Raw genomic sequence first — 12,832 nt, forward strand, 5'->3', positions numbered from 1 at the left:
CGATGAGGTAAACGGAACTAACGGACCGGCAACATACCGCTTCCCATTGAGATCATTATTGCGAAACCCTTCGAGCGACGATCGATGGATAAAGACTGTTAAAGGGGGGTAATTCGGACGATGGAAACGTGCTGCAAGTCCCGCGCACAGCGGTTTTAAACGCGCCTTTCATGCCCGCACGACGGGGCGTCCGCGGGCGCATCATGAACGACGCGGCCGGCTTGCGGCGCCAGAAGTGAGGCGCGGAAATGAAAACCGGCGCTCGAAGAGCGCCGGTGAAATTACAGCCTGCGAGATGAACCGGTGCGGTTGCCCGGTTCAACGCGGGATTCAATGCCGGATTAATGACGGCGCTCAATGGGCCCCGATCAGATTCACCACCTTGATATTGCGCGTATCGGGTACTTCCGCATAAGACAGCACCTTCAGTTGCGGCAGGCTGCGCCGCAGGAAGCGCGCGAGCATCGGCCGTAACGCGTGCTGCACCAGCAGCACGGGCGAGAGCCCGAGGTTCTGCTGACGCGTCATCGCCTTCTGGGTTTCGTTCAGCAGCGTGTGCGCGAGACCCGGTTCGAGCCCCGGGTTGGCGCCGGTGGAAAGCGCCTGCGACAGCACGCGCTCCAGGTTCGAATCGAGGCCCATCACCTGCATGTCGCCGGTGCCCGGGAACCACTGCTGCGTAATCGCGCGACCCAGCGCGAGCCGCACGGCCGCAGTGAGATCGTGCGCGTCGGTGACCTTGGGCGCATGTTCGGACAGCGCTTCGAGAATCGTGCGCATGTCGCGGATTGGCACGCCTTCTTCCAGCAGGTTCTGCAGCACCTTTTGCAGCGTGGTGAGCGGCAGCGACTTCGGCACCAGATCGTCGACCAGCGACGGCGTGTCCTTCTGCATCCGCTCGAGCAGCGATTGCACTTCGCGACGGCCGAGCAACTCCGACGCATGCGTGACCACCAGATGATTCAGGTGCGTCGCCACCACGGTGCTCGAATCGACCACCGTGTAGCCGTACACCTGCGCCTGTTCGCGCAGATTCGTGTCGATCCAGATGGCCGGCAAACCGAACGCGGGATCCTGCGTCGGCGTGCCCGGGAGCGCTGCGGACACCTGACCGGGATTGATCGCCAGCCATTGCCCCGGATACGCCTCGCCGACGCCCACTTCGACGCCCTTCAGCGCGATGCGGTAACCATTGGGCCGCAGTTCGAGGTTGTCGCGAATATGAATGACCGGCGGCAGAAAGCCGATTTCCTGCGCGAACTTCTTGCGGATGCTCTTGATTCGCTTGAGCAGTTCGCCGTCCGAGTTCTTATCGACCAGCGGAATCAAGCGGTAGCCGACTTCCAGGCCGAGCGTGTCGATCATCGTCACGTCGTCCCAGCTTGCTTCGGTGTTCTCGACCGGCGTCATCGCGGCCGGCGCGACGTCGACCAGCGCGTTGGTGTTCTTGCGGTCGTCGGCCTTCTTCTTCATCGTGCGGCCGAGCTGGATCAGCCCGCCGCCGAGAAGCAGAAACGCGAAGTGCGGCATGCCCGGAATCAGGCCCATCAGCACGAGAATGCAGCCGGTGATCGCCAGCACGCGCGGGTTCGTGAACAACTGCCCGGTGAGCTGGGTGCCGATGTCTTCATTAGTCGCCACGCGCGACACGATCACACCGGCCGCGGTCGAAATCACCAGCGACGGGATCTGTGCGACGAGGCCGTCACCGATCGTCAGCAGCGTGTAGGTCTTGCCGGCCGAGGCGAAGTCCATGCCATGCTGCACCATCCCGACGATCAGGCCGCCTAAGATGTTGATCACCATGATCAGCAAACCGGCGATCGCATCGCCGCGCACGAACTTGCTCGCGCCGTCCATCGAACCGTAGAACTCGGCTTCCTGCGAGACTTCGAGGCGCCGCTTGCGGGCCTGGTCTTCGTTGATCAGGCCGGCGTTCAGATCGGCGTCGATCGCCATCTGCTTGCCGGGCATCGCGTCGAGCGTGAAGCGCGCGGACACTTCCGCGATCCGCCCCGCGCCCTTGGTGATCACCATGAAGTTGATCACCATCAGGATCACGAAGACGACGATACCGACCGCGAAGTTGCCCCCCACGAGGAAGTGGCCGAACGACTCGATCACCTGACCGGCCGCGTCGGGACCGGTGTGGCCTTCGAGCAGCACGACCCGGGTCGACGCGACGTTCAGCGACAGCCTCAGCAAGGTCGAGAACAGCAGCACGCTCGGGAACGCGGCGAAGTCGAGCGGCTTCATCGTGTACATGCTGACGAGCAGCACCATCACGGACAGCGCGATGTTGAAGGTAAACAGCAGATCCAGCAGGAACGGCGGCAACGGCAGAATCATCATGCCGAGGATCATTACGATCAGCACCGGCCCGGCGAGGGCGCGCAAATTGGTGCTGCTCAAGGCATCCGGCCGTCGGGCGAGGAAACCGGCGCGAGTGTTCATGCGGAACGTCCTGATGCGTCGTCGTTAGCGGGATTAAGTACGTCGGCGGCTTCCTGGTCGGCTTCGTCTTCCGCCACACCGCCCTTGTCGAGTTCCGGCGGCACGTCGAAATCGGTCGGTGCGACCGGCACGGTGCCGCCTTCGGTATTGAAGCGCCGCAGCTGATACACCCACGCGAGCACTTCGGCGACCGCGCCATACAGCGGGCCCGGAATTTCGCGGTTCAGCTCGACGTTGTGATACAGCGCCCGCGCGAGCGGCGGCGCTTCCAGCAGCGGCACGTTGTTTTCGGCGGCGATCTCGCGAATCCGCGCGGCCACCAGGTTGACGCCCTTGGCGACCACCTTCGGCGCGCGCATCTCGCCGTCGGTGTATTGCAGCGCGACCGCGAAGTGCGTCGGGTTGGTCACCACCACGTCGGCCTTCGGCACGTTGGTCATCATGCGACGGCGGGCAATGGCGCGCTGCTGCTGACGAATCCGGCCTTTCACATGCGGATCGCCTTCGCTTTCGCGGTGCTCGCGCTTCACTTCTTCCTTCGTCATGCGCAGTTTCTTGTGGAACTGCCACAGCTGATACGGCACATCCATCGCGGCGACCACGAACATGCCCGCCACCGTCATGCCGCAGCACACGGCGATCAGATGCGCGGAGTTGGCCAGCGCGAGATTCAACGGCTGGGTCGCCAGCGCGAGAATCTCTTCGCGGCGATTCCAGATCGCCGTGCCGCCGATAATGCCCACCACCAGCGTCTTCGCGAGCGACATGCCGAGCTGGACCGGGCCATTGATCGAAAAAATCTTGCCGAGCCCTTCAATCGGATTGAGCCGGTTGAACTTGGGCTCGAGTCCCTTTGAAGACAACTGCCAGCCGCCCAGTGCGAGCGGCGAGAGCAATGCGGCCGCGCCGGTGAAAGCCAGCACCGGCAGGAGCGTGTAAAGCCCTTCGCGACCCGCCACGCCGGCACCGATCATCATGCGCCGGGTCTCGAAGACAGTCGCGTGATTGAAGGTGAAGGCCGTACGCAGCATGCTCTCCAAATGCTCGCCGATGCTGCTGGACATGCCCCACACGCCGAAGAACCCCGCCGCCAGCAACGCAAACGTCGACAGCTCCCGCGAACGCACGATCTGCCCTTCCTCGCGCGCCTTCTGCAGGCGCCGGGGAGTGGCTGATTCGGTTTTTTCGAGGTCGCTGTCCTCTGCCACAAAAGCTCTCCAGTCGGCCGAGGCACGACGCCTCTTTCCAGTGAGAGCGATTATTCCCGCTCGACGCAAGCGCTGATCGGGGGATAAGGGCGGAGAAAGGGGGGTATTTCGAGAGATGGAGCGGCGCGCGGCCGGCGGCCCGGTGTTACCCGGGCCGCCGGCCGGCTACGCCTTCAGACGCGTGCGTCAGAACGCCACGAACGGCGCCTGGCCGCCAGGCGTCGCGGTCTGATCAAGGCCGTAGTACACGTAGCGGCCAAAGAAGAACGGCAGACCGAGGTCGAACGCGCTGCTGCCGCTGATTTGCCCGGCGAGATCGTTGAACGCGTAACTGCTGCTGTTGCTGAACAGCATCGACGCACTCAGGATGCCGATGCTGGCAGTCGCTCTCGTGCTGTTCACGCCGCCCAGCGTCACCGAACGGGTTTGCGCCGACGACGGACAGTAAAAGCCCTGGAAGTTGCTGCCGCACAGCGAAAGCGAACTATCCGAGAAGAAGTAAGCGTTCGAGCCCGAATCCAGGAATGCCTGCACCGTCGTGCCGTTGAACACGCTGTTGTTCAGATCGCCATAGGCGTCGGTGGTGAAGGACTGCGCGGCGGCCAGCGTATTGTTCGACTGCGTGCCGATGCCGAACACCAGCGTGCCGGTGACCGACGCCGCGCCGAAATTCGACACAGCCGGCAACTGCACGATCACGCCGTTCTTGTCGACCGGGAAGTTCGCCACCGGATTGGCCACCTGCTGCGCGAGCGGCACCGCCGTACGGGCACAGGACGCGCCGCCCGGACACGCGAAGTAATTGCTGTAGTTCGCGGCCGTCACGGCGTTCGCGCAGGTCGCGCCGCAGTCGTTCGGCGCGGTGCCGATACCGAGAATGCCGTTGGCGCCAAGATCGGCGACGGTGTTTTCCGCCGAGCCGCTGCAACCGCGCGCCGGCACCGTGCTGGCGGCCAGGTCGCCGATGATCTGCAGCGGAATGGCCGCCGTGGTCGTCTCACCGCCAATCGCCACGCTCGCGGTGCGTACGGTGCCCCACGTGTAGCCGTCGGCAAAGCTTGCGCACTCGGCAAGCTGACCGCCGCTCACTGTGCTGACCGGCAACGCCCCGAGCACCGACTGGTTGATCACCGAACCGACCAGCCGCAAGCCAAACGAAGCGGTATCCACTTGAACGTTATTGATGGTCTGACAGTTGGACGTGGAGCCCGGCGCGCAGATCGTCACGCTGACCGTCGGAATATTGACGACGCCGTTCACGCCGGGGCCGACCGTGATCGTCGCGGTGTTCGCGGCATTCGCGGCAATCGGCTGCTGCGTCGGGCTGGCCGGCAACGATCCGCCATTCAGCGTAAACGAGGAATTGTTGCCGCTGCTGTTGCTGTCGCCACCACCGCCGCCGCCGCACGCGACGAGCGTCGACACCAGCATCACGGCCGCGACGGCCTGCATCCAGCTCTTGAGCTTCACCGCTTTGATAGCAATACGCATGGTTCGCATCGTCGTCCTCGCTCTTACTGGATGTCGGAACCGCTGACGCCAGCGGGCAACGCGGGCGGCAGCCACGCCTGACCGTTGAATGCGCCCATATGGCCGCCGGAATGTACGACGAGACCGCTCTGATCGACCGCGATGGGCCCACGGGCACCGCCGCGCCCGGCCTTCACAGCCTTCACGCCGGCCACGTACTGCGGGAAATAACTGCCGAGCATCTCGTTCAGATCGGGCATTTGCGGGCCGCGCCACGCAATGCCGAACACCGAGCCGTCGGCGGCCAGATATTCGCGAACCACCGTGCCGTTACCGAGCGTGGTCTCACGCACGGTGTAGGACGCGGAAGCGGCACTGGAGGAAGCGGCACCGGATGCGGAACGCATCACGCTCAACGCGGCGCTCGCGGCGGGCTGAACGGTGCGGGAGGAAACCGATGCATCCGCGGGCGGCGTCATCGGGGCGCCGCCCAATCCCGCATAGGCGGACGGCACGGCGAATAGCGAACTGGGCAAGACTAGCGCCGTAACGATCCTGGCGCGGCGTACACGACTCCACATGACGAGGCTCCTCCCGAGCTGCGCACGGTTCGCACAACGTGCGACCGGCTGCATGTATGCAGATCATACGGCACCGCCGACCTGGCAAACGGGAGGGGTTTTCCTCACCTTGCCACCGCCCGGCGACTGTCGTCACCGGTTAGCCGTGCCGCTGCTTGAACTCGTAGTATGCCTGTGGTTTGTGTCGGTAGACAGCAAGCGCACGCGGGGCGCGTGCCGTGCTATGCGGACTGGTTTGTCCAGACGATGCGGGCGGCCCGGTAGGCGGGCCGCCGGTTGCGCTGCAGGCTTAGAAGCCGAGGCTGGCCAGCAGGTCGTCGACTTGCGACTGGTCCTGCATCACGTCCGTCTTGCCTTCCGGATTGATCTGCGGACCGTTCAGCAGACTCTCCGGGCTGCCGGTCGGCGAAATCTCCGCCGCGGCCAATGCCGCCGCGTTCGCCGCGAACTGTTCGCGCCGCTCGAGCGCGATGTTCTCGACCAGCACGCCGAGCAACTGCTGCTCGATCAGGTACACCACATCCGTGATCTTCTTGATGACCTGACCGGTCAGATCCTGGAAGTCCTGCGCGAGCATGATCTCCATGAGCTGCGAATTGGTTGCCGTGGTCGCTTCGGGCACGCCGCGCAGAAAGGTCCGCGTGTCGTTCATCAGCGCGCGCACTTCTTCGCGCTCGATCGGCGCCGCGTACCACTGCTCCCAACGCGCGTCCAGCACGCCGGCGTCTTTCTGCAGCTGCTCCTGGATCGGCTTGGCGACTTCGATCGACGACAGCACGCGCTCGGCGGCCTGCTCGGTCATGGTCGCGATGTACTTGAGGCGGTCGCGCGCATCCGGCACCGCTTCGGCCGCACGCTCGACATGCTTGTCGAGCCCGAGCTCGCGCATCGAATCGCGCAGCGTGCGGGTCAGTGCTCCAATGCGGGCGAGGATGCGGTCGGACGCGAAGTCGCCGCTCTCATTCACCGCTTCGGCGCCTTGCGCATTGGTCGGCAGAGTCACATCAGCTCCCGGCTTTCGCCATCTTCTCGAGAATCTTGTTCAGCTTCTCGTCGAGCGTCGCGGCCGTGAACGGCTTGACGACATAACCGCTCGCGCCGGCCTGGGCCGCCGCGATGATGTTTTCCTTCTTCGACTCGGCCGTCACCATCAGCACCGGCAGGTGCGTGAGGTTCGCGTCGGCGCGGATTTCCTTGAGCATGGCCAGACCGTCGAGGTTCGGCATGTTCCAGTCGGAAATCACGAAGTCGTAGGTGCCCCCGCGCAAACGCGCGAGGCCGGCCTGACCGTCTTCCGCCTCGTCGACGTTCGAATAGCCCAGCTCCTTGAGGAGGTTGCGGACGATCCGGCGCATCGTCGGAAAGTCGTCAACTACCAGAATCTTCATTCCCTTATCCATTTCATTTCCTTAGCTTGATCCATGTGCGGCGCTTGACCGTGTCAAAACAGCGCATCAAATAAACGCCTCAATCTCCCGGCCAGCATCATACCCGTTGAACGCGATCGCCCATCGACGACAGGCGCGCCATCACGCGCCGGCTCATTTCCGGCAGCGATGCGATCTCGTCCGCCGCACCGAGCGCAATCGCTTCGCGCGGCATGCCGAACACGATACAGCTCGCTTCGTCCTGCGCAAGGGTATACGCCCCCGCTTTTTTCATGTCCAGCAGTCCGGCGGCGCCGTCGCGCCCCATGCCGGTCAGAATCACCCCGACCGCGTTCTTGCCCGCGTGCTGCGCGGCCGAACGGAACAGCACATCCACCGACGGCCGATGCCGGTTCACCGGCGGATCGTCCGACAGATGCGCAATATAGTTCGCGCCGCTGCGGGCCAGCAACAGGTGAGCGTGGCCCGGTGCGATATACGCATGTCCCGGCAACACACGTTCGCCATGCTCTGCCTCTTTAACGGTAATCCGGCACAAACCATTGAGGCGTTGCGCAAAAGATTTTGTGAAACCCGGCGGCATATGCTGCGCGATCAGCACGGCGGGCGCATCCGGCGGCAGCGGCACCAGCACTTCGCGGATCGCTTCGGTGCCGCCCGTCGACGCGCCGACAATAATCAGCTTCTCGGTACTGAGCAGCGGATTGTTGAACAGCGGCGCGGCGCCCACCGGCGCATGCGCCGCGTGAGCCGCCGCATGCTGGACCGGCGCGGCCTGGCGCACACGGGCGCGGGCTGCGGCGCGGATCTTGTCGGCGAGCTTTTCCGAGTAGTCGAGCATGCCGTCGCGAATCCCGACTTTCGGCTTGGTGACGAAGTCGACCGCGCCCAGTTCCAGCGCGCGCAGCGTGATTTCGTTGCCGCGTTCAGTCAGCGACGACACCATCACGACCGGCATCGGTCGCAGGCGCATCAGCTTCTCGAGGAAGTCGAGGCCGTCCATGCGGGGCATTTCGACGTCGAGCGTCAGCACGTCCGGGTTGTGCTGCTTGATGAGATCGCGCGCGACCAGCGGGTCGGGTGCGGTCGCCACGACCGTCATGTCCGGCTGGCCGTTGATGATTTCCGTCATCAGGCTGCGGATCAGCGCCGAATCGTCGACGCACAGTACTTTGATCTTTTGCACAGCGCTCACGCCTCCTCTGTAGTTCTGGCGTTGTTTGAGTTAATCGGGCGCGAGCCGGCGCCGAACAGTTCGATGCGCGGCTTCGCTGCGCCCGCACTGCCTGCCGCCGACCCTGCTGTTCCCGCTGCTCCGCCGGCGCTCGAGCTGAACAGCTCGATCTTGGGGCGTGCCGCGCCCGTCGACGAAAACAGTTCGACCTTGGGCCGCGCCGCAGCCGGCGTCGAGAACAGCTCGACTCGTTTGCGCGCGGCTGCGAGCCGCTCGGCACGGGCCTCGGCGCCCTGCCGCACGAGCGCCTGTTCGCGCTCGGCCACGCCCGCTTCCTGCTGCAGGCGTAATTTTTTCACCATCACCTGACCGGTGCGCGGCATGAACGCGACCTTGCGCGGGTGCGAGCCCTGCAAGTCTTCCGCGACGATCCGGATCTTTTCGAGCGCCAGATAGCGGCGCACGAATTCCGAATTGCGGTCGCCGATGTTCATCGTCGTCATGCCCGCCAGCACCGCGCCGCCGCCGAACACCTTGGCTTCGAAGCGCTCGCGCCGGCCGCCGGCCTTGATCAGTTCGTTGATCAGCACTTCCATGGCGTACGCGCCGTAGCGCATCGAATCCGACGCGGCCTGCGCGACGTCCGCGCCGTCGTCGGGCAGCATGAAGTGATTCATGCCGCCAATGCCCGCGGTGCGGTCCTGAATGCAGGCCGCCACGCACGACCCGAGCACGGTGACCAGCACCATGTCTTCGTGCGTCGTGTAGAACTCGTTCGGCAACAGCTTCACGCCGGGGCGCTGGAAGTGGTTGTCGTAATACAGATTGGTTGCGATCGGCAGGCGGCTGCTCATACGGTCACCCCGCTCGTCGTGTGAGACGACGTCGATGTCGATGCACGCGCCGGCGCGCGCGCGCCGGTGGCGTCACGCGTCAGTTCGTAGACGGTCTGGCCGCGCAGCTTGAACGCCTGCGTGACGTACGTGAAGTTTTCCGAGTGACCGGCGAACAGCAGGCCGCCCGATTTCATCAGCGGTTCGAAGCGGCCGAGCACCTGAGCCTGGGTCGGCTTGTCGAAATAGATCATCACGTTGCGGCAGAAGATCGCGTCGAACTGCGAGCGCAACTGGTAATCGCGGTCGGTCAGGTTCAGTTGCTGGAAGCGCACCAGTGCGCGCACTTCCGGGCGCACCTTGACCATCCCGACATGCGCGCCGGTGCCCTTCAGGAAGAAGCGCTTGAGCCGCTCGGGCGACAGATGCTTGACCTGGTCGAACTGGTACATGCCGGCTTCGGCTTTCGCGAGCACCTGGGTGTCGATGTCCGTGGCGAGCACCGAGGCCTGGCGCGCGCCGCTGTCGCCGAGCGCTTCGATCAGCGTCATCGCGATCGAGTACGGTTCTTCGCCGGTGGACGCCGCCGAGCACCAGACCGAGACCGGCTGCGGGCGGCGCGGCACGAACTCGGCAAGAATCGGAAAGTGATGCGCCTCGCGGAAGAACGCGGTCAGGTTGGTGGTCAGCGCATTGGTGAAGGCTTCCCACTCAGCCGGATCGTTCTCCGCTTCGAGCAGATCGAGATACTGTTTGAACGTGTCGAGACCGCGGGCGCGCAGACGGCGCGCCAGACGGCTATACGCCATGTCGCGCTTGTGATCCGACAGCGAAATGCCCGCGCTGCGATGGATCAGGTCGCGAATGCGACCAAAATCCGCCGACGTGAATTCGAAGTCCCGTCCCTGTTCACCGGATCGAACCGGTTCCGCCCGATCGGGTCGTTGCTGTGCGCGCGTTGCCATCATGAAAGTTCCTGCCTGCAATACGAGCCATCCCGCTCGCCGCCCAAAGGGTGTCTCTGGGAGCAAGGGATTGTGTTCGCGGGGTCGCGCCCGCCCGCGAGTTCCTGCAACACGCAGTCGGCCCGCGACACGCCTTGTAAGCGTGCTTCGATGATTCGCCCCTCATGGAGCGAGATGTCGAATGACTGCATGTCTTTGTGCCACTTCCTAGAACGTTTCCCAGTCCGCGTCCGAGCCCGCCGCGGTCGCGCTCGACGCGCCCGAACGTGCTGCGGAATCGGCGGCCGGACGAATCGTCTTCGGCCGCAGCGCCGGTTCGACGCGTGCCGCGCCTGCTTCGTGTGCGGTTGCCGCCGGTGCTGCGTGTGTTGCGTGTGTTGCCGCGTTGCTTGCCGCTGCCGCGCCTGCTGCCGATGTAGCGTGATTCGTTGCATGAGCCGCGCCGGCTTGCGGCGTGGCCTTGGCAGCCGGTTTGCTCTTGCTGCCCTTGCTACTGAAATTGCCGCTGCTACGCGTCACCGCTGGCGAACGCGCCGCCGGTGCCGCGCTACTACGCGTCTGCCCGCCGGCCACCTTCCAGCCGGTCAGCACCGCTTGCAACTGACGCGTCTGATCTTCGAGCGACGCGGCTGCGGCCGCCGCCTGTTCGACCAGCGCGGCGTTCTGCTGCGTAACTTCGTCCATCTGCACGACCGCGCGATTCACCTGTTCGATGCCGCCGGACTGTTCTTCCGACGCCGCGCTGATTTCGCCCATGATGTCGGTCACGCGGCGCACTGCCTGCACGATCTCGTCCATCGTGGTGCCCGCGCGGCCGACCAGCGCCGAGCCGCTTTGCACCTTGTCGACCGAGTCGCCGATCAATTCCTTGATTTCCTTCGCGGCACTCGCGCTGCGCTGCGCGAGGCTGCGCACTTCGCCGGCCACCACCGCGAAACCGCGACCCTGCTCGCCGGCGCGGGCAGCTTCGACCGCCGCGTTCAGCGCGAGAATATTGGTCTGGAACGCAATGCCTTCGATCACGCCGATGATGTCGACGACCTTGTTCGAGCTGGTCGCGATGTCCTGCATCGTCGTGACGACCTGGCTCACCACGTCGCCGCCGCGCGTGGCGATGTCCGACGCATTGACGGCCAGTTGGCTCGCCTGACGCGCGTTCTCGGCGTTCTGCCGCACGGTGCCCGTCAGTTGCTCCATGCTCGACGCGGTTTCCTGCAGCGAAGCGGCTTGCTGTTCGGTACGTTGCGACAGATCGGTGTTGCCCATCGCGATTTCGCGCGCGCCGGTGTCGATCGATTCGGTGCTGCTGTGTACCGCTTTCACCATCGTCGACATGCTGTCCTGCATCCGCTTGATGCCGGCGAACAGAATGCCGATTTCGTTGCGGCTGAACACGTTGATCGACTCGGACAGATCGCCCGCCGCGATCCGCTCGAAGCACGCGGTCGCATCTTTCAGCGGTTGCACGATCAGGCCGCGCAGCGCGAAACGGATACCCACCACCACGACCAGCGCGAACAACGTGAACACGATGATCAGCGTGGTCATCAGCGAGATGTTCGACTGCGCGCCGGCCTGCAGATCCACGGCGCTTTGCTGCAACGCCTTGATGACCGCCGACGCCGCGCCGTCATAGGCGATGAACATCGGGCTGATCCTGGTGTCGGCGATCGCGTGGTACGCGTTCATGTCGTTCGCGTTCAACGCCGCGAACTCCGGATCGACGCCGTCGCGCATCACCGCCGTGCGCCTGGCAAGCACGTCGTCGAGCAGCGCCGGGTCGATGCCGGCTTTCGGCGCGTCGAGATACGCCTGCCAGCTTTGATTGCCCTTGACCAGCAGTTCCTGCGCGCGGTCGATCGCCTTCTTCGCTTCGTCCGCGTTACCCGCGGCCGACAGCGTGTTGAAGCGGTCGATCGCGAGACGCGAGCGCAACAGGTACGCGGAAGCATCGTCGAGTGCGTGAATCGCCACCAGATCGCCGCGCGCAATGCGGTCGAGCGACTGGCTCGCGCGATTCAGCGCGGTTAGCCCGAGGGCGCCGACCACCACGGTCAGCGCCGCCAGAAGGATCCCCACCATCGTCAATGACGTGCGAATCGACCACCTGCTCAGCATCTCGATGCTCCCTGTCCCAATCTGTCGTTAAAGCTGGCTGCTGCCGCTGCCGTTACGCGCCGAGCGCTTCGATCAGCGCCATTTCGCGGCTGGTCATCAGCTTCTCGATGTCCATCAGGATCAGCATGCGGCCGTCGACGGTGCCCAGTCCCGTGAGGTACTCGGTCGTCAGCGTCGCGCCGAATTCCGGCGCCGGCATGATCTGGTCGGTGGCGAGCGTCAGCACGTCCGACACGCCGTCCACCACCATCCCGACCACGCGATGCGCGACGTTCAGGATGATCACCACCGTCTGGTGGTCGTATTCGACGCGGCCCAGATGGAACTTGATGCGCATGTCCACGATCGGCACGATGATGCCGCGCAGATTGATCACACCCTTGATGAATTCCGGTGCATTGGCGATCCGCGTCACGTTGTCGTAGCCGCGGATTTCCTGCACCTTGAGAATGTCGATGCCGTACTCTTCGGCGCCGAGCGTGAAGACGAGGAACTCCTGACCGCCGGCGTCTGCCTGCTGCGCGTCGCGGCGGCCATTCGTACCGCTCGCGTTCGCGACGCTCGAATTGATGGATTGGACTTCTGCCACGTTAGCCCCCAAACGGTTGGGATGAAATAAGTTGAGTGAGTGTTACGTCGAG

The 12,832-nt window shown here is 64.4% G+C and carries 11 protein-coding genes; all 11 read right to left on the bottom strand.

Annotation, left to right across the window (positions count from 1 at the left end; translation table 11 throughout):
• Positions 1-354: 354 nt before the first annotated feature.
• On the bottom strand, positions 355-2,454 hold the full coding sequence (gene flhA / locus HWY05_RS15980; protein ID WP_035554467.1) for a flagellar biosynthesis protein FlhA: 2,100 nt from the start codon (positions 2,452-2,454) through the stop codon (positions 355-357).
• The gene (gene flhB / locus HWY05_RS15985; protein WP_035554466.1) at positions 2,451-3,662 is read right to left on the bottom strand and encodes a flagellar biosynthesis protein FlhB; all 1,212 of its coding nucleotides are present in this window, start codon (positions 3,660-3,662) and stop codon (positions 2,451-2,453) included. Before flhB ends, flhA begins: the two co-directional genes overlap by 4 nt.
• A 186-nt stretch (positions 3,663-3,848) precedes the next feature.
• Positions 3,849-5,162 (bottom strand): DUF3443 domain-containing protein, encoded by a 1,314-nt coding sequence (locus tag HWY05_RS15990; RefSeq protein WP_176058914.1) that lies wholly within the window; start codon positions 5,160-5,162, stop codon positions 3,849-3,851.
• Between the two features lie 14 nt (positions 5,163-5,176).
• Entirely contained in the window at positions 5,177-5,713 is a 537-nt protein-coding gene (locus HWY05_RS15995; protein WP_176058915.1) for a DUF2844 domain-containing protein, read from the bottom strand.
• 289 nt (positions 5,714-6,002) lie between these two features.
• The gene (cheZ, locus tag HWY05_RS16000; protein ID WP_035554461.1) at positions 6,003-6,716 is read right to left on the bottom strand and encodes a protein phosphatase CheZ; all 714 of its coding nucleotides are present in this window, start codon (positions 6,714-6,716) and stop codon (positions 6,003-6,005) included.
• A 1-nt stretch (position 6,717) separates the two neighbouring features.
• Positions 6,718-7,113: a chemotaxis response regulator CheY gene (gene cheY, locus HWY05_RS16005; protein ID WP_007179968.1), complete on the bottom strand. Its 396-nt coding sequence runs from the start codon at positions 7,111-7,113 to the stop codon at positions 6,718-6,720.
• Positions 7,114-7,198: 85 nt separating this feature from the next.
• Positions 7,199-8,287, bottom strand: a complete 1,089-nt coding sequence (locus HWY05_RS16010) for a chemotaxis response regulator protein-glutamate methylesterase (protein ID WP_035562579.1) — start codon at positions 8,285-8,287, stop codon at positions 7,199-7,201.
• A gap of 5 nt (positions 8,288-8,292) precedes the next feature.
• Positions 8,293-9,129: a chemoreceptor glutamine deamidase CheD gene (cheD, locus tag HWY05_RS16015; protein ID WP_035554460.1), complete on the bottom strand. Its 837-nt coding sequence runs from the start codon at positions 9,127-9,129 to the stop codon at positions 8,293-8,295.
• Entirely contained in the window at positions 9,126-10,076 is a 951-nt protein-coding gene (locus HWY05_RS16020; RefSeq protein WP_035554458.1) for a CheR family methyltransferase, read from the bottom strand. The genes cheD and HWY05_RS16020 overlap by 4 nt, the downstream gene beginning before the upstream one ends.
• Positions 10,077-10,280: 204 nt before the next feature.
• Complete coding sequence (locus tag HWY05_RS16025; RefSeq protein ID WP_176058916.1) at positions 10,281-12,191, bottom strand: methyl-accepting chemotaxis protein; 1,911 nt, start codon at positions 12,189-12,191, stop codon at positions 10,281-10,283.
• 52 nt (positions 12,192-12,243) lie between these two features.
• Positions 12,244-12,780, bottom strand: a complete 537-nt coding sequence (locus tag HWY05_RS16030) for a chemotaxis protein CheW (RefSeq protein ID WP_035562576.1) — start codon at positions 12,778-12,780, stop codon at positions 12,244-12,246.
• Positions 12,781-12,832 lie beyond the last annotated feature (52 nt).

Origin of the sequence: Paraburkholderia sp. BCC1876, assembly GCF_902833695.1 — a bacterium.
GTDB lineage: Bacteria > Pseudomonadota > Gammaproteobacteria > Burkholderiales > Burkholderiaceae > Paraburkholderia.

Excerpts from the sequence above, each read along its gene's own strand:
- flhA (WP_035554467.1), bottom strand. The coding sequence starts at position 2,454 with ATGAACACTCGCGCCGGTTTCCTCGCCCGACGGCCGGATGCCTTGAGC.
- HWY05_RS15990 (WP_176058914.1), bottom strand. The coding sequence starts at position 5,162 with ATGCGAACCATGCGTATTGCTATCAAAGCGGTGAAGCTCAAGAGCTGG.
- HWY05_RS15995 (WP_176058915.1), bottom strand. The coding sequence starts at position 5,713 with ATGTGGAGTCGTGTACGCCGCGCCAGGATCGTTACGGCGCTAGTCTTG.
- cheY (WP_007179968.1), bottom strand. The coding sequence starts at position 7,113 with ATGGATAAGGGAATGAAGATTCTGGTAGTTGACGACTTTCCGACGATG.
- cheD (WP_035554460.1), bottom strand. The coding sequence starts at position 9,129 with ATGAGCAGCCGCCTGCCGATCGCAACCAATCTGTATTACGACAACCAC.
- HWY05_RS16020 (WP_035554458.1), bottom strand. The coding sequence starts at position 10,076 with ATGATGGCAACGCGCGCACAGCAACGACCCGATCGGGCGGAACCGGTT.
- HWY05_RS16025 (WP_176058916.1), bottom strand. The coding sequence starts at position 12,191 with ATGCTGAGCAGGTGGTCGATTCGCACGTCATTGACGATGGTGGGGATC.